Origin of the sequence: Calothrix sp. CCY 0018, from assembly GCF_963920925.1 — a bacterium.
Lineage (GTDB): Bacteria > Cyanobacteriota > Cyanobacteriia > Cyanobacteriales > Nostocaceae > Rivularia.
In genome coordinates this window covers 22,420-45,058 of record NZ_CAWUDI010000050.1, presented here as the reverse complement: position 1 = coordinate 45,058, position 22,639 = coordinate 22,420, and the positions used below count along the sequence as shown (strand labels likewise).

General features: G+C 38.7%; 18 protein-coding genes. 13 read left to right on the top strand and 5 right to left on the bottom strand.

Annotated elements, in window-relative coordinates:
* Nucleotides 1–273 precede the first annotated feature (273 nt).
* Nucleotides 274–1,365 carry a calcium/proton exchanger gene (cax, locus tag ACM03V_RS28235; protein WP_414624125.1) on the top strand — a complete coding sequence of 364 codons (1,092 nt, stop codon included), beginning with the start codon at nt 274–276 and terminating at the stop codon, nt 1,363–1,365.
* Between the two features lie 336 nt (nt 1,366–1,701).
* Nucleotides 1,702–1,965 carry a peptidoglycan-binding domain-containing protein gene (locus tag ACM03V_RS28230; protein ID WP_414624124.1) on the top strand — a complete coding sequence of 88 codons (264 nt, stop codon included), beginning with the start codon at nt 1,702–1,704 and terminating at the stop codon, nt 1,963–1,965.
* Between the two features lie 244 nt (nt 1,966–2,209).
* Here ACM03V_RS28230 and ACM03V_RS28225 read toward each other — a convergent pair whose 3' ends face one another.
* On the bottom strand, nt 2,210–4,657 hold the full coding sequence (locus ACM03V_RS28225) for an ATP-binding protein (protein ID WP_414624123.1): 2,448 nt from the start codon (nt 4,655–4,657) through the stop codon (nt 2,210–2,212).
* Between the two features lie 1,011 nt (nt 4,658–5,668).
* Between ACM03V_RS28225 and ACM03V_RS28220 the strand changes: the two genes are divergently transcribed.
* The 4 genes from ACM03V_RS28220 to ACM03V_RS28205 all read left to right on the top strand — a co-directional run bounded on the left by ACM03V_RS28220 (nt 5,669) and on the right by ACM03V_RS28205 (nt 10,174).
* A complete protein-coding gene (locus ACM03V_RS28220; RefSeq protein ID WP_414624122.1) occupies nt 5,669–5,917 on the top strand; it encodes a hypothetical protein in 249 nt (82 codons plus the stop codon).
* Between the two features lie 13 nt (nt 5,918–5,930).
* Entirely contained in the window at nt 5,931–7,253 is a 1,323-nt protein-coding gene (locus ACM03V_RS28215) for a murein transglycosylase A (RefSeq protein ID WP_414624121.1), read from the top strand.
* A gap of 553 nt (nt 7,254–7,806) precedes the next feature.
* Nucleotides 7,807–8,847 (top strand): UDP-3-O-(3-hydroxymyristoyl)glucosamine N-acyltransferase, encoded by a 1,041-nt coding sequence (gene lpxD / locus ACM03V_RS28210; protein ID WP_414624120.1) that lies wholly within the window; start codon nt 7,807–7,809, stop codon nt 8,845–8,847.
* 439 nt (nt 8,848–9,286) lie between these two features.
* Nucleotides 9,287–10,174 (top strand): DUF4394 domain-containing protein, encoded by an 888-nt coding sequence (locus ACM03V_RS28205; protein ID WP_414624119.1) that lies wholly within the window; start codon nt 9,287–9,289, stop codon nt 10,172–10,174.
* A gap of 525 nt (nt 10,175–10,699) precedes the next feature.
* Here the strand turns inward: ACM03V_RS28205 and ACM03V_RS28200 are convergent.
* Both ACM03V_RS28200 and ACM03V_RS28195 read right to left on the bottom strand, forming a co-directional pair.
* Entirely contained in the window at nt 10,700–11,599 is a 900-nt protein-coding gene (locus tag ACM03V_RS28200) for a hypothetical protein (RefSeq protein ID WP_414624118.1), read from the bottom strand.
* Between the two features lie 553 nt (nt 11,600–12,152).
* Nucleotides 12,153–13,055, bottom strand: a complete 903-nt coding sequence (locus ACM03V_RS28195) for a CoB--CoM heterodisulfide reductase iron-sulfur subunit B family protein (RefSeq protein ID WP_414624138.1) — start codon at nt 13,053–13,055, stop codon at nt 12,153–12,155.
* A gap of 267 nt (nt 13,056–13,322) precedes the next feature.
* Between ACM03V_RS28195 and acpP the strand changes: the two genes are divergently transcribed.
* From acpP to ACM03V_RS28165, 6 genes are all read left to right on the top strand, one after another.
* A complete protein-coding gene (acpP, locus tag ACM03V_RS28190; protein ID WP_096656201.1) occupies nt 13,323–13,574 on the top strand; it encodes an acyl carrier protein in 252 nt (83 codons plus the stop codon).
* Between the two features lie 171 nt (nt 13,575–13,745).
* Nucleotides 13,746–14,996 carry a beta-ketoacyl-ACP synthase II gene (gene fabF, locus ACM03V_RS28185; RefSeq protein WP_414624117.1) on the top strand — a complete coding sequence of 417 codons (1,251 nt, stop codon included), beginning with the start codon at nt 13,746–13,748 and terminating at the stop codon, nt 14,994–14,996.
* 261 nt (nt 14,997–15,257) lie between these two features.
* Nucleotides 15,258–17,273, top strand: coding sequence for a transketolase (gene tkt, locus ACM03V_RS28180; protein ID WP_414624116.1), 2,016 nt, complete (start codon nt 15,258–15,260; stop codon nt 17,271–17,273).
* Between the two features lie 337 nt (nt 17,274–17,610).
* On the top strand, nt 17,611–17,904 hold the full coding sequence (locus ACM03V_RS28175) for a hypothetical protein (RefSeq protein ID WP_414624115.1): 294 nt from the start codon (nt 17,611–17,613) through the stop codon (nt 17,902–17,904).
* 5 nt (nt 17,905–17,909) lie between these two features.
* Nucleotides 17,910–18,320, top strand: coding sequence for a type II toxin-antitoxin system VapC family toxin (locus ACM03V_RS28170; RefSeq protein WP_414624114.1), 411 nt, complete (start codon nt 17,910–17,912; stop codon nt 18,318–18,320).
* 9 nt (nt 18,321–18,329) lie between these two features.
* Entirely contained in the window at nt 18,330–18,617 is a 288-nt protein-coding gene (locus ACM03V_RS28165) for a nuclease A inhibitor family protein (RefSeq protein ID WP_414624137.1), read from the top strand.
* Nucleotides 18,618–18,747: 130 nt separating this feature from the next.
* On the opposite strand, the gene ACM03V_RS28160 is transcribed toward ACM03V_RS28165, so the two are convergent.
* Entirely contained in the window at nt 18,748–19,584 is an 837-nt protein-coding gene (locus ACM03V_RS28160; RefSeq protein WP_414624113.1) for an acyl-CoA desaturase, read from the bottom strand.
* A 302-nt stretch (nt 19,585–19,886) separates the two neighbouring features.
* Here ACM03V_RS28160 and ACM03V_RS28155 point away from each other — a divergent pair, with 302 nt between their 5' ends.
* Nucleotides 19,887–21,104, top strand: coding sequence for a TetR family transcriptional regulator (locus ACM03V_RS28155; RefSeq protein ID WP_414624112.1), 1,218 nt, complete (start codon nt 19,887–19,889; stop codon nt 21,102–21,104).
* Nucleotides 21,105–21,184: 80 nt separating this feature from the next.
* On the opposite strand, the gene ACM03V_RS28150 is transcribed toward ACM03V_RS28155, so the two are convergent.
* Complete coding sequence (locus ACM03V_RS28150) at nt 21,185–22,150, bottom strand: orange carotenoid protein N-terminal domain-containing protein (protein WP_414624111.1); 966 nt, start codon at nt 22,148–22,150, stop codon at nt 21,185–21,187.
* Nucleotides 22,151–22,639: the final 489 nt, after the last annotated feature.

The window sequence follows — 22,639 nt, the reverse complement described above, 5'->3', positions numbered from 1 at the left end:
ACGTAATCTTATTTTATATATCCGGAAAAAAAACCAAAACAGTAAAATCCCGGAACCGCCTAAGCATATTATGGTGGAGTATCTTGGAGTGTGGTCGTCCTAGTATCGAATATATTCAAGTAATATCAAGCATTGATGTTTGAATAAGAAGTAAGGAATTAGTTTCCATCGCTCCCGTTCAAACCTGCGGGGGAAGACTACTGATTGTTTAGATGATAGTTCTTGTTACGTTCATACTTGCGGCGACTAACCCACGTCAACTTCAGGTGACAAATGTCTGGAAAAAAGATTGTATTTTTGGTTCTGCTGGCTTTTATCCCGGTTTCTCTGGCAGCTAAGTTTCTCGAATGGGGAGACTTAACCATATTCATTGCGGCTGGATTGGCAATAATCCCATTAGCGGCTTGGATGGGTACAGCTACAGAAGAAATTGCAGTAGTAGTAGGACCTTCCCTCGGAGGGTTGTTAAATGCCACCTTTGGTAATGCTACAGAATTAATTATTGCCATAATTGCGCTTAGGGCTGGTTATGTAAACGTAGTAAAAGCGAGTATTACAGGTTCGATCATTGGTAACTTGCTTTTAGTGATGGGATTTTCGATGTTGTTAGGCGGAATCCGCTATAAAGAACAAACATTTCAATCATTAATAGCGCGGATGAATGCAGCAGCCATGAATTTGGCAGTAATTGCAATTTTGGTACCAACAGCGGTTAATTATACTTCAGAAGGAATTAGCGAAACAACTTTGCAAAACCTTTCTCTTGCTGTGGCAGTAATTTTGATAGTTGTTTATCTGTTGACTTTGCTATTCTCAATGAAAACTCATTCTTACTTATTTGATGTAGGAGTAGCAGAAACAGAAGCGATGGAAACTCCCGAAAAAAAGCCAAATCTAACGTTATGGGCTGGAGTATTACTTGTATGTACTTTGTTCGTAGCCTTTGAGTCAGAATTGTTAGTTGATTCTTTAGAAGTAGCTACATCAAAACTCGGTTTAACAGCATTATTTACCGGAGTAGTAATAGTACCTATAATTGGTAACGCCGCCGAACACGCTACAGCCGTTACCGTAGCCATGAAAAATAAAATGGATCTTTCGCTTTCTGTAGCCGTTGGTTCCACAATGCAAATTGCCCTATTCGTTGCTCCTCTTTTAGTAATAATTGGCAAAATAATAGGACAACCAATGGACTTAGATTTCCATCCATTTGAACTAGTAGCCGTTGCTGCATCGGTATTAATTGCCAACAGCATTAGTTCTGATGGAAAATCAAACTGGTTAGAAGGAACTTTACTGCTAGCAACCTACGCTGTCTTAGCATTCGCTTTCTACTTTCATCCGGTAATTGAAGGGATTGGGTAATCAGTGAACAGTTATCAGTTATCAGTTAGGAGTTAGGAGTTAGGAGTTAGGAGTTAATAATTATTTTCTCCTTGTCCCCCCATCCCCCCATCCCCCCATCCCCCAATCTCCCCCCAACGGGTACTTTAAAGAGTTATGGCTCTGAATTACGCTGTAAATATGAAATCGTAGTTCATGGAGGTGTGAACTATAACCACAGATAAATATTTATCTGTGGTTTTTTCTGAAAAGGATTACATTAACTAATTATTGGTGTAAATTTAATTAACTTTAAAAGCTATTCGCACACAGAGGCAATTGCTTGGCTGTCTAGATAAGGTGTAATTAAGGATTTTTATGAAAGAAAATTTCAATCGAGAACTATCTATGATGTTACAACCAACTGCCGTGAATAGATTACCTACTTTGCGTTTTGGGGATAGAGGTAATTCTGTGAGAATTTTGCAACGGCTTTTAATCGCCAAACGCTACCCAATTGGTATTGATGGTGATTTTGGCGTTTTAACTGAGACGGCTGTTAAAGCTTTTCAAAGCCGTCAAGGTTTGGCAGCAGATGGTATTGTTGGCCCTAGAACTTGGCGAGCTTTATCGACGACTTGAAAATTAAGGGAATGGGGAATAGGGAACAGGCAGCAGTAAACTTATTAATAATACTTTTAAATAATATTAATAACTATATAACTATTTATTTATGGTGCATTGCGCTTTGCGACAACGTACCCTAAAATTTGCTACGATTTGCAGTCAATCAAAAAAGCTCTGAAATACTTGTTATAACTAATTTTCTAAACTAATACCTTCTTTATTCCCCATTCCCTGTTCCCTGTTCCCTACTCCCTCCCAATTAATTAATTCCTACATATTTTTCAAAACATTTTTTTTTAATCAATTGCGATTCATTTGATGTAGTAAGCGGCAATTTAACTGTAAATGTAGAACCGAGTCCAATTCCGGGGCTTTCTACAAAAACGCTACCGCCGTGCAATTCTACTATATGCCGTACAATTGATAATCCCAATCCTAGTCCGTTATGCGCTCTGGTGCTGGAACTATCACCTTGACGAAAACGGTCAAAAACGTAAGGAATAAATTCAGAATTGATACCCATTCCCGTATCGCTGACTTGAATTACCGCATAGGATAATGAATTATTTGTTGTTTTCTCTTCTAACAAACGTACCTCTATACAACCGCCACAAGAGGTAAACTTAATCGCATTAGAAAATAAATTCCATATTACTTGCCTTAAACGTTCGCGATCGCCTGCCACTAAGAAATTACTATTATTGTGTATCGGATCATCAGAAGCAGCAATTGCCGACAGAGATGAAAGCTGTTTTAACGACTCAATAGTATCTGCAAATTTTGCATTCTCTATATGTTTATCCATTTCCAAACTTTTGAAAGATGATAATTTAATTTCTATTTGCTTGGCATGACTTGCCGAACGTAAGTTTTCAATAACTGTGGCAATAATTGAAGCTAAATTACAATTTTCGATATTAAGCTGCATTTTACCTTGAATTGTCTGCGACATATCAAGCAATTCTTCGATTACATTATTAAGTTCTCTACTATTACGCTCAATAGATTCTAGAGCTTTTGATGTGGTGGTTTCGTCAAGCTTGCGAATCTGTAAATACTGTGCCCATCCTAAGATGCTATTTAATGGCGATCGCAATTCGTGAGATAAAATAGCCAGAAATTCATCTTTGATGCGATTGGCAAGTTGTAGCGAATTGATTAAATTAGCCCGTTGAATCGAAGAAGCTATTTGATTGCAAACTGCCTGCATTATACCTATTTCGTAATCATTAAAGCCAGAATGAGTTCGGCTTCCAAAGCTAATCGTCCCTAAAAGTTGTTCTTGAGCTATCAGGGGAAAAGAATAATAAGCAACCATACCATTACTACGAATCGATTCTGTTTCCACGTTGGAGTGCGGTACATTTTCTATATTTGTAACGCAAAGGGATTGTGCTACAGTACCGCTAATTCCTTGACCAAATTTTTGCCATTCCAAATCTTTTGCTTGAGAACAAGTAATCCCACTGTAGGAATTTAACTGTATTTCTTGAGAATTCTTATCTACCAAATAATATAAGTAGCAATCCAAATCTAATTGAAGAGCAATTTCACGATACAAGACTTCAATTAATTCTTCTGGCTGTTGAAAGGATATTAAATCGTTAGTTGTTTCAAATACTAATTTAAGTCTATCATTTCCTAATTTTAAAGATGCTTCTAACTGCTTTAACTGAGTAATATCTTGGAATAAAGCGAAACAAGTAGCCGAATAACCATTTATTGGAGGTAATGCATCTGCAAATACCTTGACTTGGTAAATATTATCTCCTTGATGCCAGTTGATATCAACTCCTTCGAGTCTCTCACCTAATGCAACCCGTATCATCGGTGCAAGTTCGTTAGGAATTGCTTTTCCTTGGGCATCGCTAAAACGGTACAACTTGCTGTATTCTTCCTGAGATTGCGCTCTTTGAAATGTACCACCAGCCATTTTGTTCGCTGCTTGATTCGCAAAAGTTACTTTAGCCGTTCCCGGTTCAATTAATAACAGCGGTGCTGGAATCATATCGAGTAGATGCTCCAACCAATGCTGCTCGGAAATAATATTTTGTTCAGTTTGATTGCATTCGCTCACATGAACAATATATTTAGGTGGCTGCTGAGGATCTTCTACATAAGTACAGTCCACTTTAACTTTAACTTTAATTTGTGTACCATCAGCACAAATCAAATTTTTCTCATAGGGCTTGCTATTTCCAACAGCTTTGGCTTGAGAAAAGCATTGATTCTCTAAATCTTTATGTTCTGAGGAGGTAATATCAAACCAGTTTAATTTACCAGCTTGCAGACAGGAATTTGAATAGCCTGTTATTCCCAGAAATTCGTCGTTTGCGATACAAATACTACCATCGATATTCACTTCTAGAGTACCGATAAAATTTGCATCTAGAAAACTTTTAAACTTCGCTTCATTTTCTCTTAATGCATTCATCGCTTTATCGCGTTGAATAAAAGCACCTTCAATTATCTTGGTACCTTGCCAAATCAACACTATAAAAACTGCTATTACGATAATTGCTTCGACAACAATCGAAATAGACGAATCAGATAGTAGAAATTTTTCATCCCGAGTAAATAACCACCCTGTTTCACAGAGAATAGCAATAACGATAAACGATACTAATATACGTGCAATTTTAAAAAATTGTGAATGCACTATATTTTGATCCGAATTAGTTTGGCGTAAGTGGTTAATATAAAACATTGATTTTTCATCACCGCATCTACCTAGCGCGGTAAATTTTGGTAGTTCTGTTGAATGGTATATAGAGTTTCAATAGTATGATAAGTTACCCCTGGGTGGATGTTGCATCTACCTTTGTACATATTTTCTTTTTTTTGATAGAAAGTAAGAAGTTTATGTAAATTTGAATGAAAATTTTTTCGCTATTTGCTATATATTTAACTGCAAAATGCCTGTATTTATGATTAATTTACATAACTTTAAGTATTCTCGTTCACTAGCAGCTTTTCGGTTATTATTATCTAGGCACAGCAGGGAATGCTTCGCAACCGAGGAAAGGCAAGCCGAATAATACAGATAATCATTTCACTCGTATTACTTAAACTTATAGCTAAACAGGTTTAATTTGTAAGCATTTATTTTTAATTAATGCTGCCTATTATCCTTTAAAGTAATAAATTAAAAAGTCATTAATCGCCCTTGACATTTAAGGCAATAATAAGTAGCAAATTATATTTATCGAATTTATAACTATTAGAAAAGGGATAAATAGGAAAAATTATGCTGTTATTCTGGTGGAATTGTAGAGATGCCCACACAGGTTTTAGTCGGAACTATAAGTTATTAAAAATCGTCTTTAACGCAGCATCAATCGTAAATCAGAAAAAAATTACCGACAGACAACAATTGTTACTAAAAACCCAGAGAAATTTTGAGATAGTTGGAAAAAACGATGAAATCGTGCTTATTTTGGGAACAGTTTTTCGTCGATCTTGCGTCATCAGGGGAAAGAGAATCGTTTGTTCTACCAAAGTTAGATTGCTCCGAAATAATTCGTAGTTCTCAATTGTTAATTAGTAATTACAGCTAACAGTAGTAATAACTAAAAACAAATTGCTAATTACGAGATTTCAGCATACCTAATCCTGTAAATGTTAATATTTTTTTCAATATCCGGGTTTTTTCCCCTTTCCATTAGGGCAACAGGTGGGTTAACAATGTGGTGTATGTGTCTCAAATGATTCAAACGTTATGCCTAGAAGTGCAAGTGAATACGCAGTATACCTATTAATGGAAAGCGGACACCGGGAAGAAGTGCGTTTTCCCACAATTCAGGAGTTTCAGAAGTGGTACAGCGGCGAGCTTATGCCCAAAGCTGCTTCTGATGACTTTATAAACGTGCCAATTAAAAATATAAGCGGCGAGTACATGGTACTTCGTCCGTCTCGGGTTGTTGCGATTCGAGTTGAGCCGATATTTAGTTCTAGTATTGAAAGATAGATTTACATAAATCATGAGAAAAACCCTTGCTTTGTTTTCCTTGAGCCTGGGAATTGCTTTAGTTAGCCCGGTTCGTTCAGTTGTCGCTCAGGTGTCGATTATGACACGGCCTCCGCTACCAAGTTCTTCTATAAGAACAGTACAGCAACCGCCGCGACCTGTAATAATACGGACTATTCCTATAACAGTACCGCAACCGGAACCGCTAATGAGCATAGCTTCGGTACCTCCCCTAAAACCAATGGGCTTACCTAATGACTGTACGCCTAACTACGCTTGTTTGGGTTGGGATGAGCAGCTTTTTTGGGGTGGAAAAGGCGAAGGTGAAGCTGGCGATCGCTTGGCATTGATTCAATCAATCGATCATAGTTTGGGTTATTTAGAAAAACCCAGCGTCGCCAAAATTTATCAAAATTATCCCGTCAAGGAAATTACGTTGGATCGCGTGCGTCGTAGCTTATTACGGTTTCGCGAATTGGTGCGTACATCAAAATCCGCAGCAGAATTGCAAGATGCAGTTAGACGCGAGTTTACGTTTTACAAATCAACCGGCAACGACGGCAAGGGTACCGTTAAATTTACCGCATATTATGAGCCAGTTTATGCAGCAAGTCGGGTTCGTACCAACGAATATAAATATCCCATTTATCGATTACCACCTGACTTTGAACAATGGCAAAAACCCCACCCCACAAGATTACAACTTGAAGGGAAAGATGGATTATTAGGTAAAGATAGTCGTTTAAATGGCTTAGAACTATTTTGGTTCAAAGACCGCTTTGATGCATACTTAATTCATATCCAAGGTTCTGCCAAACTCAAATTAACCGATGGCAGCGTTACTAGTGTGGGTTATGCTAAGGCAACCGATTATCCTTGGACGAGCATCGGTAAAGCATTACTTAATGACGGAAGAATAACCCAGAAACAAACCACAATGCCGGGTATTGTTGAATTTTTCCAACGTAACCCCGGCGCTATGGACGAATATTTACCGCGTTGGGAACGTTTTATATTCTTTAGAGATAAAGGCAATACACCAGCTACTGGTAGTATCGGCGTGCCGGTAACACCAGAACGTTCCATAGCTACAGACAAATCTTTAATGCCTCCCGGTGCATTAGCGTTAGTTAACACTAGTTTTCCTTATGTGGGATACGGTGGAAGATTAGACTATCGCAAAGTCAGTAGATTTGTACTAGACCAAGATACAGGTAGCGCCATCAAGACACCCGGAAGAGTTGATTACTTCATGGGTACTGGTAAAGTGGCAGGCGATCGCGCTGGAGTTACAGGTGGTAACGGAACATTATATTATTTGCTGCTGAAAAGATAAAAATGGGCATGGGGCATAAGGCATAGGGCATAGATTCACCTTTTCTAAAGCCTTCCCATACGAAAACCTATCTTTCCTTCCGAGGAGTGAGGAGTTACTAAAAATTTGTGACTCTTCACTTCTTATTTTTGTAGGTAAATTGTGCAATACTTTTCGATGTTCGGTTTAATTTTTCACTTTATGAAATGTCTGGTTAATTACTCATACAACTGTATATAGAAAAACTGCTTACTGTTCTTGTTGCTTTAGCCCGTGCTTCTTTCTGTTGCCCATTTCCTACCCCTATTCCCTGTTCCCTGTTGCCTATTGCCTTAGAGGATGGGCGGAAAAGTATTATGTTTTACTTCGGGCACCTCGGAAACCTAACCCCCCTGCCCCCTTCCCTCATAGGGAAGGGGGGTAATAAGCCTCTCTCCTTCTAGGAGAGAGGTTTGGAGAGAGGTTCCGAGTATAGTTATTGACGCATTCTTACACCCTCTTACAGAACAAAATATCTACCAAAAACGACAAATTAAAAAGCCTAATCTATTAAATTCTCACTCAAATTGCAAAAATGAAATTCAGCGAAATAGTCAAAAAACTGGGTGAAGCAGCTACTAATTCTAGTCTCGCTAACTTACCAAACCTCGATCCAGAAATTAAAGAATTAGCGGCGATTGACGAAGCAGAAAAGGGCACTATCAGCTATATAGAAGGTGCTAAATTTGCTAGTGCGGTAGATACAACAACTGCCAATGCTTTGATTTTACCTGCCGACGAATCATTACAGTTAAAAGCACAAGAAAAAGGAATTGCTTGGATAGCAGCGAAAGAGCCGCGACTGTTATTTGCTAAAACAATCAATATATTTTATCAACCTTGGCAGCCCGCTCCAGAAATTCATCCCAGCGCCGTAATTCATGAAAGTGCAAAAATTGGTCAAGATGTTTATATCGGTGCCCATGTTGTAATTCAACCAAATGTAGAAATTGGTAATAACGTCTGCATCCACCCCAACGTTGTTATTTATCCAGACGTAAAGATTGGCGATCGCACTGTTTTACACGCTAACTGTACCATTCAAGAACGTTCTCGCATTGGTGCCGATTGCTTTATTAATAGCGGTACGGTTATCGGTGCTGAAGGCTTTGGTTTTGTTCCTACAAAAGAAGGCTGGTTCAAAATGGAGCAATCCGGCTATACAGTTTTAGAAGATAAAGTCGAAATTGGCTCTAACAGTGCTGTAGATCGTCCTGCGGTGGGAGAAACTCGTATCGGTAGCAATACGGTTATTGATAATTTAGTGCAAATAGGACACGGTACAAAAGTCGGTTTTGGTTGTGCGATCGCCGGACAAACTGCTACAGCCGGAGGAGTACAAATAGGTAATCGCGTTATTATTGCTGGACAATCGGGAATTGCTAATCAAGTCAAAATTGGTGATGGTGCGATTGTTTCCGCAAAAGCCGGCGTTCATAGTAACGTTGCACCAGGAGAAATTGTCTCAGGAAACCCAGCCATACCTTACAAAATATATTTAAAATCCAATGCGATTATTCAAAAATTACCGGAAATTTATCAGTACATCAAAAAATTGCAGCGAAAACTGAAATAGCGATTCAATATCCGATAATAAAATACACAAATATTGTAGGGTGTGTGACCAGCCTACTGACTTTGATAGAATTTTGATGATTTTTGTTCATGCAAAGTAATCTTTATCTAAAAAGGCTTTCAGGAGTTGGGATAATCTCTTAACGTACAAATTTCCCGTTTTGGCACAGTCTCGACAATAATTGGGTGGTATTTATACTTAAAAGTCGCTTCAAAGTAATAACTTTATTACATAGCCCTCTACGATCACTTGGAGGTCGATTACTATGAAAACTTTATTTTTACATACGAATACTTAAAGATTTGATAAAAACGTAAATATTTTATTGAAATTACAATTTTTAATAAGTATAGTTTTTTACAGAGTAGAATTACTTAATTTCGTAGCTAACTGAATTTTACTCGTTGCATTAATAAAACTTAACAATTAGGGCTTGATAATGAAACTCAATAAGTTTAGTACAATCATCCTAGCACTGGCTGCTATAACGACCTTCGATCTAGTCAAGAACATCAAACCAGCGGCTGCTTTTGGTCTGGTTGGTCTAAGTGATACTAACGATTTAGTTCTCTTCGACTCCGACAATCCCGCTAATATTACCAATGTCTTAGTTACTGGGGTCGATGGTAGTTTGTTGGGTATTGACCGTCGTCCAGCTAACAATAAAATCTATGGTTTTACTGCCGACAAAATATACACCGTTAACCCGTTTACTGGCGCTGCTTCTTTTATAAGTAACCTCTCTATTCCCTTCACTGGAAACTTTATTTCCGGAGTGGACTTTAATCCAGTAGTCGATCGCCTACGGGTTGTCGGTGGGAATGACCAAAACTTCCGCATCAATGTAGATACTGGTGCAGTCATTGTTGATGGGGCATTAAACCCAGGAGATCCTAACGTCACTGCTGTAGCCTACCTCAATGCAGATAATAACCCGAACACTGGAACCATACTGTACGACATTGACTACATTACTGACACATTATCTATACAGATGCCTCCTAATGATGGGACTTTAGTACCAATAGGTTCTCTCGGTATCGACATCGACTCAATAGGAGGGTTCGACATCTTGACGCAGAATGGGGTAAATAAGGCGATCGCGGCTTTCACTCCAACCTCAGCATCTGGCTCCAATTTATACAACATCAACTTGAGTACGGGTGCTGCTACGTTTGTAGGTAACATTGGCGGTGGTAAAAAGCTCGTAGGTTTAACAACTCGTGTTCCCGAACCTAGTACTGCCCTTGGTTTGTTCGGTGCTGTTGCTGTTGGTTTATTGCATCGCTTCCGTCGTCACCGTGCTAATCTAAAGTCGATCAATTAGTCAAAAAAAGCCGTAAGCACAAATAATATTCGCCTCGAATAAAATACTGAGTATCTACCAGATATACACCATACTGACTAATGCCCCTCCTTACCGAGGGGTTTCTCATTTTAAATCAACCAGGTTTTAGCACAGTCTCGCCAATAACAACAGCCGCACGACTGCGGCGATGAGCGATTGCTCCCGCGATAGAGAGGGCGAGTTAGCTCCGCAGTAGGCGATCGCATAAACCTGAGTCACATACGTCTGAGCAAAGGTATGTCCTTTAACCTGGCTTTGGATTAATCATTTTTATGTCACATCACAGCCAGATTATGTTGCTTCAAATCTAGGAGCGAGTTTCGGATATTTGTTGATGTGGGGTGTTACATTCTTTTTCGCATTTGGAATTGCTCTAAGTATTTTGTTCGTGGACATATATAAAAAAATTAGATTCCGTAGATAAGAACTTAATTACGAAATGAGACGCGATATATCGCGTCTCTCAGTTAAAATATAATGCACGGAACTGATAATTTATCTAGTCTATGAATACCTTATTTGTAGAATCAAACGATTACCATTTGTTGGTAATTTTAATCTATGAATACAAGAAGGATCTTGGAAAAATCCAAATCCAGCATTCCCTATAATTGTAAGTTGCTCGGAACGATTATAGTAACGCCATACATCGGCTTCTTTCTGGATATTTGAGCGAAACAACATTTGTAATGGTTTACGATTGTGCGATTTTTCGATCATGATGTGAGGGCCAGTATTTTCGTCCACATCGGTAATAAAGAAACTAACGGTTACGAAATTAAATCCAGCCACATCGTAATGAAAATTGGTAGATGGATAAACTTTTTGAGTTTCAGCTTCATCTAAATCGCAAGCAAAACTCCAGGTTAGATGACGGGTAATTAAAGTTGGGTAATAACCAAGATATTTTCGAGCAATTTTAATTAACGTGGCATCGCGGACAATTTTATCTACACTGGGACATTTATCGATATTGCTAACTAACCCGCGCATTACCTGTCTATCTGTACCATTTAAGCGTCCGCTTTTGATATCTGAAGCAAAGAAAGAGTCATCATGTTTGGGTTCGGTGCAGATATTTAGATCGGCAAAAGAGCGAATTTGTTTTACATCTTCAGCATTCAATTGCAATCCTAGATGTACCCCTGTTTCCCGAACATTATCTACACATTTATTAACTTCAACGGGAGAAACAACTGAGACGGTGCTGATGTTTAATTGCTCTTGATAAAACTGGGGTTTAAAACGCTGTAAATGTTTTTGAAAAAGACTGTATCCACGGCGAACTATCTTAAATCTTCCTAAAGATTGCCAGCGCTTACTGCTACTAATTCTTTTAGCAAAATCATTACTTTCGTGAAGTTTATTTTTTTGCTGTGTTAACTGAATCAACGTACCAGTCATAAATGATTTTTTTCAAAAAAGTGAGTTTTTTCTGCATAAATTACGCAGCTATTCAGCTACCACTAAGAGAAAATCTTAGTTTAAATTTTTAATCGTTAATGGTGTCTGAGTAATTTCTACAGTGCCATATTTTTAATTGATTAGACAATTGTTGAATATGCCTATCTTTTTTGTGAAAATTCATTAAAACTGAATACAGTTCGTTATTCTTTTTATATAGTTATAGATTTAATAAAGTTATGTTCGCGATAGTTTAATTTAAAAAAGTCGATAAACAGCTTATTGGATTCCGGATTAAGAGTAAACTTAAATTCAGGAAGATAAACATGAATATTAATGATTAATATACAAATAATTTTACTAATAATTAGTAGGTATGATTCTGTAGCAATATTAAAATGTTTATAATAGTTAGAACTTACGCAATCGCAACAATAGGCTAGGCATTCCAGACGTTTAGATCCCCCCAACCCCCCGCTAATTTGGGGGGCTTTGCGTAAGTCCTAATAGTTGAAAAATTATGGAGACGCGATACTATGTGCTTTTCTACATTTTAAAATCCTAATTTTTCCAAAACTGGCTTTGTAGAAACAATATGTCTTTGTAAACCAAGTTCTTCGGGACTAACCCCCAAGGCTAAGGCGATTAATTGCGGTAAATGCAATACTGGTAAACCTAAATTACGTCCGATAACTTTTTCTACCTCTGGCTGACGAGAATCTAAATTGAGGTGACACAACGGACAAGGTGTAACCATACAATCCGCACCGGCTTCTATGGCTTCGGAGATATGTTTACCTGCCATTTGAAAAGATTGGGTAGTGGCATAGCTAGAAAGAGGCCATCCGCAACACTTAGTACGACCTTGATAATGAATAGGTGTTGCGCCTACCGTGCGAAACATATTTTCCATTGCTTCTGGTTTAAAAGGGTCATCGAAAGGCATATTTTGAGCGCGTAATAAATAGCAGCCATAAAAAGCCGCGCATTTAAGATTAGTTAATTTTTTTGTGACCCGTTTTTTGATTTCTTCTAAACCATAATCGCTAACTAAAGCATAAAGAAGATGTTTGACTTCGGTGCTGCCGCGATAGGGCGAACAGCTTTCTTTTTGCAACAAACTGTTAACTTTATTTAAGTAATCGGGATTATTTTGCCCGCAAGCTTTTAGACGTTCATCTACATGACCGATAACACCTTGACAAGTGCTGCAATGAGTTAGTAAAGGCAGATTCAATTCCTCTGCTAAAGAAATATTTCTAGCGTTGACTGTATCTTCTAATAGTTGTGAATCTTCCTTAAAAGTACCAGAACCACAACAAGCTGCTTTTTTGAGTTCAATCAGTTCAATGTTCAAAGCTTTGGAAAGGGCTACGGTAGAAGAATGTAGCTCTCGGCAAGCTCCTTGAGCAACACAACCTGGAAAATAAGCGTATTTAAGCATTTGGAATAGAATACAATTTGATAAGAATGGACAGTGAAAAAGTTGGGAGAGAAGATTTTCTTAACTCAAACTTTTGATCGACAGCACGGAACTATAAGTGACTTTGAGCGATATATACCAACCATTAGTAACATTCAAAAGAAAAAAAACCATAAAAATTCCTGTTATGGAAACATATATATCGTGTATGAGAACGCGCTTTCCGATAAGATGTATATGCTCAAAACGGTGACATCCATAAAGAGCGAAAATAAGCAACCTTCAGAGGTATTTTGATCGATGAGCCAAGCGGAAATTTTTGAGAAAGTCAAGAAAATCGTTGCCGAACAGTTAGGTGTTGAGGATGAAAAAATCACTCCTAACGCTAATTTCGCCAATGACTTAGGGGCTGATTCTTTGGATACGGTGGAACTTGTAATGGCTTTGGAAGAAGAATTTGATATTGAAATTCCCGACGAAGCAGCTGAAAAAATTACTACAGTTCAAGAGGCAGTTGACTACATCAATAGCAAGGTTGCCGCATCTGCCTAACATACGGAATAGATAAGAAATAATTGGGGATTGGGGAACGAGAACGGTTAAAAGTTAGTAGGAAATGTCTCGCTAACTATTACAATTTTCTTATCCCTAGTTCCCGTCTTTCCAATCCACTCTTTCCTATGTGTTGAACGGCAACTGCGTCGAGCCACCATAAATATCATCATGACAGAATATAAACGTAAGCGCGTTGTTGTAACTGGTGTTGGCGCGATTACACCGATTGGTAAAACACCAGAACAATATTGGGAAGGATTGGCGAGCGGTCGTAATGGTATTGGTCAAATTACTTTATTTGATGCTTCAAACCATGATTGCCGCATTGCTGGTGAAGTAAAAAATTTCGATCCTCATGATTACATGGATCGTAAAGAAGCTAAACGGATGGATCGATTCGCCCAGTTTGGCGTTTCGGCAGCAAAACAAGCTGTTGCGGACGCGCAATTAGTTATCAATGACCTGAATGCAGAACAAGTTGGTGTCATGCTAGGCTCCGGGGTGGGTGGCATTAAGGTGATGGAGGTTCAGCAAGAGATTTACCTCAACCGTGGTCCCGACCGCTGTAGCCCTTTTATGATCCCGATGATGATTGCTAATATGGCTGCTGGGTTAACAGCAATTCATGTTGGTGCTAAAGGTCCTAATTCCTGCCCGGTAACTGCCTGTGCTTCAGGTTCCAATGCTATCGGTGATGCTTTTCGGATCGTTCAAGACGGATATGCTCAAGCGATGATTTGTGGCGGATGTGAAGCTGCAATTACACCTTTATCTATTGCTGGTTTCGCTGCTGCAAGAACGCTTTCCACCCGTAATGATGACCCCGGAAAAGCCAGCCGTCCTTTTGACAAAGACCGCGATGGTTTTGTCATGGGTGAAGGTGCGGGTATTTTGATTCTGGAAGAGCTAGAACACGCCTTAAGTCGTGGGGCCAAGATTTACGCTGAAATGATTGGCTATGGTATGACTTGTGATGCTTATCATATGACTTCACCAGTACCCGGTGGAAAAGGAGCCGCAAGAGCCATGCAGTTAGCGCTCAAAGACGGCGGAATTACTCCGGAGATGGTTACTTATATAAACGCTCACGGTACCAGTACCCCGGTAAATGACCCCACCGAAACTGCTGCGATGAAAGAAGCCTTGGGGGAACACGCTTACAAAATAGCAATTAGTTCTACCAAATCCATGACTGGTCATCTTTTGGGCGGTTCTGGAGGAATCGAAGGTGTAGCGACAGTTTTGGCGATCGCCAATAATCGAGTTCCACCAACAATTAATTTGGATAATCCAGATTCCGAATGCGACTTGGATTATGTAGCGAATCAAAGCCGCGCTTTAGATATTCAGGTTGCGCTATCCAATTCCTTTGGTTTTGGCGGCCACAATGTCACGCTAGCCTTTAAGAAGTACGTTTAAGGAGATTTGGGCAGGGTGCATAAAGCACCTTGCCAGGGCAAATTAGTTTAATAAAAAAACTAACGGGACGGGATCGATCCTCTATACAATTAATCTCAAGTCCCTTCATCAAAATTCTTTTGCTGTGCGTCTTGTCCGTCAACAGCCAGCAATGGGATGATAAGAATATAGCTTCTGATAGGTAGGGAACAATTAAAATAACCCTTGCGAGCTACATAGAGCTATTAACAGAACCACTTCGTCATTAAAAACAATCGTATTATGACTGTTGCAACCCAAACTCAAACTCTCGAACAACTTTGTATCAACTCAATTCGCTTTTTAGCAGTTGATGCTGTAGAAAAAGCCAAGTCCGGACACCCCGGACTACCTATGGGCGCAGCGCCAATGGCGTTCGTGCTGTGGGATAAATTTATGCGGTTTAACCCCAAAAACCCCAAATGGTTCAATCGCGATCGCTTCGTTTTGTCTGCCGGACACGGTTCTATGTTGCAGTATGCTCTGCTTTATTTAGCAGGCTACGATAGCGTCAGCATAGAAGATATCAAGAATTTCCGTCAGTGGGAATCCAGCACTCCCGGACACCCCGAAAACTTCATGACATCAGGGGTAGAAATTACTACCGGACCTTTGGGTCAGGGAATCGGTAACGCAGTAGGTATCGCAATGGCAGAAGCACACCTGGCTGCGATGTACAACAAACCCGATGCTAAAGTTGTTGACCATTACACCTACTGTATTGTGGGTGACGGTTGCAACATGGAAGGCGTTGCTAGTGAAGCTTGTTCTTTTGCCGGACACCAAGGTTTAGGTAAATTAATCACTTTCTACGATGACAACCATATTTCCATTGATGGTTCTACTGACATCGCATTCACCGAAGATGTTTCCAAGCGCTTTGAAGCTTACGGCTGGCACGTTCTCCATGTCAAAGATGGTAACAATGATTTAGACGCGATCGCTAAAGCTATCGAAGAAGCTAAATCTGTCACCGACAAGCCCACCATGATTAAGGTGACAACTACCATCGGTTACGGTGCCCCCAACAAGCAAGATACAGCAGGTATTCACGGTGCTGCTCTTGGTGCTGACGAAGTTAAACTCACCCGCGAAAACTTGGATTGGAAGTACGAACCTTTTGAATTGCCAGAAGATGCTGTAAACCATATGCGTAAAGCAGTGGAACGCGGTGCTGGCTATGAAGAAGAGTGGAACAAAACTTTTGCTACCTACAAATCAAAATACGCCAAAGAAGCCGCAGAATTTGAGCGTTATTTAACAGGTGAACTTCCCAATGGTTGGGACAAAGTATTACCTACATTCACCCCCGAAGACAAAGGTTTAGCAACTCGTAAATACTCCGAAACTTGCCTAAATAAATTAGCATCAGTTTTACCTGAATTAATCGGTGGTTCGGCTGACTTAACCCACTCCAACCTCACCGAAATTAAAGAATCGGGCGATTTTGAGAAAGGTAATTACAAAAACCGTAACGTCCACTTCGGCGTGCGCGAACACGGTATGGGCGCAATTTGTAACGGTATGGCGCTGCACGATTCGGGCTTAGTTCCTTATGGTGCAACTTTCTTAATCTTTACCGACTATATGCGTGCTGCAATCCGCTTATCAGCACTGTCTCATACTGGAACGCTTTGGGTAATGACTCACGACTCCATCGGACAAGGTGAAGATGGTCCTACCCACCAACCGATTGAAACTTTGGCTTCATTGAGAGCTATTCCTAACTTAAACGTGATGCGTCCCGCAGATGGAAATGAAGTTTCTGGATGTTATAAGTTAGCGATCGAAAGAGCTAAGAAAAAAGACCCTACCTTATTAGCGTTTACTCGTCAAGGCGTACCTAACTTAAAGGGTACCTCTATAGAAAACGTAGCTAAAGGTGCTTATATTTTGGTAGATTGCGACGGAACACCAGATTTAATCTTGATGGGTACTGGTTCCGAAGTACAACTTTGTGTAGGTGCTGCCGAAAAACTTTCCGGCGAAGGTAAGAAAGTTCGCGTAGTTTCCATGCCTTGTTGGGAAATATTTGAAGAGCAGGATGACTCCTACAAAGAATCAGTTTTACCTAAAGCTGTTACCAAGCGTGTATCTGTAGAAGCTGCTGCAAGCTTTGGCTGGCACAAGTATGTTGGTAGTGAAGGCGCTTGTGTAAGCATCGATAGATTTGGTGCTTCTGCTCCTGGTGCAGTTGTTTTGGAGAAATTCGGTTTTACTGTAGACAACGTGGTAGCAACTGCCAAGAAATTGGGTTAATTTGTAGTTGAATAATTGAATAATTGAATAGTTTTGAGGTGGGTTTAATAGCCCGCCTTTTTTTTGTTTGTAGTAAGGGCTTTAGCTTTTTTAGAGTATGTGTTAAAAGTACCCGGCGGTTAAAACCGCTACTACACAGGGAAAGTCCACCTGCGTGGACTAGCTAATTTATAACCCGCCTGCGCGGGTTTTGCTTGTGTAGCCGCGATTTAAATCGCCAGGTACTTTTAAAACTGTAGAGGGCTAAAGCCCTTACTACGAACTAATTAATTTTAAATCAAACTGCGTTAACCTAGATAAATAAGTATTCTACAAAAATTTAAAATAGGAGTTGATTATGCAAGAAGTTAAAAAAGAAAATCCAGAGCTTGTTAATAGAATTGCGCCGATAGTAGAAAAACTAATAAAAGGAAATAGTCTCTATCAAGTAAAATTGAAGAAAGATGAAATGGTCAAAATGTTGGTAGATTTATTTTCAAGCTTTTCTGAGGAAGAATTTAAGGCTATCAAAGATAATGATTTAACAAAAAGAATTGATAGTATTCTGGTAGTAGAAGCAGTTTCGGGTACTTTAAATGATTTGACACCAGAGGAAATTGCAATTTTTGATGAAGCAGTAGAAGGAAGATAGATAGTTTGACTTATTTATTAGATACCAATATTGTTAGTTACATTTTGAAAAGAAGAAATTTAGCGGTAAATCGAAAATTAGAAGAAGTACGTCGTTTAGGGGAAGATGTATTTGTAAGCTGTATAACTTATTACGAGATTAAAAGAGGACTTTTAGCTTTAAATGCTACAAGACAGTTAGCCGATTTTAATTCTTTGTTCCAAATATATCCTATTTTATATTTAGACAATATAGAAATTATAGAAACAGCTTGTAGAATTCATGCCGATTTAAAGAAAAAAGGTACACCAATTCAAGATGCTGATGTTTTAATTGCTGCAACGGCGATTACACGCGGGTTGATTTTGATTTCTAATGATTCGGATATGGGTAGGGTTGAGGGGATTGAGTTGGAGAATTGGGTGGATGAAAGTTGAGATTTTCAAATTAAAATAATCCAAATAAGTTTTATAAAAATTATATATAAATTTGAATGCAAAATATATTATAGCAATAACTTATTCGACCATTTTTTTAGATTTATTTGTAGTGAAAGCGATCGGTGGGATGATGCAATCTTAAAAAGGTATAAAAATTTTGCTAAAGTCGTCACAGATAATTTAAGCGATATCACAATATTTAGACTAGGAGAAACACAGGTTCATGTGTATTTAGTCGGTCAAACAAGTAATGGTAATTGGATTGTTATTCATACTATTTCCATAGAAACTTAATATATTTTTGAATTTATTTTTAAGTAGAATCAAATTGAAAATGTTGGGTTAGGTTGCATATCAATACTTCATTAAGTATCAAAATTATTAGTGCGCCTAACCCAACCTACAAATTAATACAAATTACTAATTATTCATTAACTGGCATCACAACTTTCTTTGCTAATCCCAAACTTTGCAATACTTTAATTGCCCACCAAGTCATATCTATTTCATACCAGCGCAATCCGGCTTTTGCTACATTTGGATGAGCGTGGTGATTGTTGTGCCAGCCTTCACCGTAAGTTAAAATTGCTGCCCACCACAGATTGCGGGAATTATCTTCTGAGTCAAAAGTGCGATAGCCTCGGATATGGCTTGCAGAATTAATCAACCAGGTTGAATGCCAAAGCAATACTGCTCTGAGAAATACACCGTAGATTACAAAAGACCATCCACCCAAAACATACAGCAAAACGCCTACGGGAATTTGCAGTAATAAGAAGTAGCGATTTAACCAATTGTAAAATGGTTGGCGTACCAAATCGGGAGCAAATTTCTTGAACTTATCATATTCAAAAAACTCCGGACGTGGATAGAAAATCCACAGCATATGACTCCACCAAAAACCGCGTTTTGCAGAATAAGGATCTTTGACTTCATCCTCTGTATGAGCATGGTGTAACCTGTGTCCGGCTACCCAAAAGATTGGCCCTCCCTGCATTGCCATAGCTCCTAAAATCGCAATAATATATTCCAGCCATTTCGGTACTTGTAAACTGCGGTGGCTCAAAATTCGGTGATAGCCCAAGCAGATACCAATACTGCCAAATAGCCAATGTAAAAATATCATTACTCCCAAAGCAGACCAAGAAAAAAACCAGGGAGCCAATAAAGCCAAAGCGTGAAATGCACCGAAAAATGCCACATTTGTCCAACTCAGAGCAAGCTTTTCCTTACCCTCAGCAACAGCAGAGTGAGTAGTCATAATTATTTCCTTAGAGTGTGAGTATTTTTAATAAAACTAATTAGATGTATTTCCCACGACACCCAGATTTAAACCAAAGGCGGGCAAGAAATACTGCGGTTAAGTAGATTAGAATATGTAAGTGCCGCTTACATTTCTAAGTTAACAAAGATAAACTAAAAATGCAAGTAGTGCTTGCATGACTTTTGTCATATTTATGGGCTAATACTATTAAAAAAAATCTAGATACAAATCTAAATACGCGGAGACGTTGCACTGCAAGGTCTTTACACTGTTTGAATAAAATATAAAAACCTTTAATAATGTCCAATTCCGAAATAATTCCAACTCGACAGCGAATAATTAATGCAGCAGTAGAGCTATTTGCGGCTCAAGGAGTTACGGAAACTACTACCAAAGCAGTGGCGAAATCGGCGCAAGTTAATGAAGTGACATTGTTTCGACATTTCGGTAATAAACACGGGTTGCTTTTAGCGGTAATTTCTGAATCACCAGTGTTTCAAGATTTGAGCGAATATTTAAAAAATCAAGCTACTCAAACAACTAGCGTCTACCAAGCTTTAAAAAACTATTGTGAAGATCGGTTGCAGGCTTTAGAGCGATCGCCTGATTTAGTTCGCTCGGTAGTGGGAGAAGCGGGAAGTTATCCCTTAGAAAATCGTCAAGCACTGGGAAGAAGTTTGAAAGAAGCGAATCATTATGTTGCCGAATTTTTAGCAACAGTAATGGAAAGGGAGCAATTACACGCGCATTTACCACCTCAAAAGTTAGCAAGTTTGCTGAATATCATGCTGTTGGGGTATGCCGTAATTGAATTTACCAGTGAATTTCACGAATTTTGGCATGGTAAAGATGAATTTTTAGAGGATTTGGTAACTTTATTTTTGATGGGAGCTACTAATTCTACAAGTTTAGTTACTTCGTCGGAGTTAGTTGCTGTAGAAAAAGTAATTGATTTACCTTTCGTAACGGTTCAGTTAATTTTGCAGCGTGCTAAAAAATCTGGATTGCGAGATTATGCTTTAATTTATATTTTATTTGGAGCAGGTTTATCAACAGCAGAAATTACTAATTTAAAGCGAAATCATCAAATTTGTGACAGCAATCTACATTTATTACAGATAGTTAAAGGTAATACTCGTCAAGTTCCAGTTAATCAATGGATTATGGGAAAACGCTATGGTTCCTATACTAATAATCCTTTAACCAAATACTTGAAAAGTCGTAAAGACGAACATTCTGCATTAATACTTAATAATGATGGGGTGCCAGTTTCGGAAGTGGATATACAGGAATATTGGCAAAAACTAACCGAAGAATTATCAACACCAGAAGGAGAACAACCAGCAATCGAACAAGCTCAACATACCTGGTGCGTAGAAATGTTAATGAAAGGAATGAACTTAGAAGATATGAGTTTAATTACTGGTTGGGATTTGAGTAAATTGCAGCCTTATTCACGTAGAGCTAAAGAAAAATCGGCTTTAGAACAAGCGATTAAATTGGATAATAAATCATAAAAAAAATCCCCCTAATAAAAAGGAGAATTTTGATCGAAACTAATTTGAAAATTCAAACTTTTCTAAGTTTATTTGCGAGTTTATTTGCTACCTAAATTTAATAACTCTTTAGGAGATGCGAGCATATCAATTGCCACGAAGAAAATTTTGCCTTCGGGATTTACCAAGAATCTCCATGCAATATTCATTCCTACATTGGCTCCAAACCAAGGTGTTTCTACTACACCAGTGATTTTCAACTGTTTGGAACCATCATCGCGAGATTCAGAGATACCTTTTTTAGGCATCATGTTTAAACCTTGGGCTTCTTCGCGCATATACTTGGCGATCGCCTGTTTGCCAACGATTGGTTTGTGGAATGGTGGTTGTAATGCACCATCATCGGAAAATAAAGCTACAGCAGCATCAAAGTTATCCGAGTTCATAGCGTTGATATATTTAGTTACCGCAGGCTCGGTAACACCTTCAATCTGTACATCTTCTGGAGCACCATTGCTACGCTCGAACATTGGTTCTGCGGTAGGCTTGGAACTACTTGGCTTCATTTCAGAAGTATCAAATCCCATATCTACTACAGTATTACGCAACACTGTAATTTGCTGACCTGGATCGAGGTTTTGGGTAGTTTCTAATACTACTTTCACGCCTTCGGACATTTGATAGTTAGCTGGGATAGGAGCAACTACTCCCTGCTTCATCAATTCTCCTAATTCAAACCAGAAAGCTAGCTTGGTGTTAACGCTGAAGAAGCCATAGGAGCGGCTAATGGGTGTTTCAGCGCGGTTAGCCAAATCTCGCATTACCTTTGTCTGTTCTTCAGGAGACATCTGCTTGATTTGGGTAAGCAAACTTTCTGCTAACTGTAATCTTGCTGCTCCAGGTGCTGCGGGGGTAATTGTTTTACCCATTTCGGTATATGCATACCATAAATAGGCTAGTTTGTCATCTACACTCAGTTGATCGAATAGCGCGATGGTAGCCGGAATTTGGCTGGGAAGTTGAGTTCCCTTGAAAATATTTTGAGCAGAATCTAAAGTTAAAGCCATGATTTAAATTTCAATCTCCAATAAGTCTTTTTTCTTAGTTAGCTACCAAAGATTCTTAAAGCAGATACACCTTGACATACTAAATCTATCCCGAACAAATAGTATGCCCGAAGCTACAATCGCTACTTATTCGAGTTGCGACTGTTGAGTTTTTCTGCGTAGTTGATTCAGCCAGTTTCAGGTATATCTTGCAAATACATCTTCGGCTTAACGGCAAAGGCTTAAATTAACCTTTGATACTCAACAAAATAACTGCGTTAAGTCAAAAATCTTTCCTTTACCGATTTAGCTTTTCTGTAAATTAGCCTACCATTTTATTTAAACCTTTGTAAAGTTTATTTACGATATATATAGGATAAATATTTTTAATAATAGCTGTAATGCTTATATATCGGTATTTTTAATAGCTTAACAATTGGTTTTATTGTACTTGACGGTTTCCAATCTTTTATGCATATGGCGATATTTGCTCAGAATTTCGAGGATAAT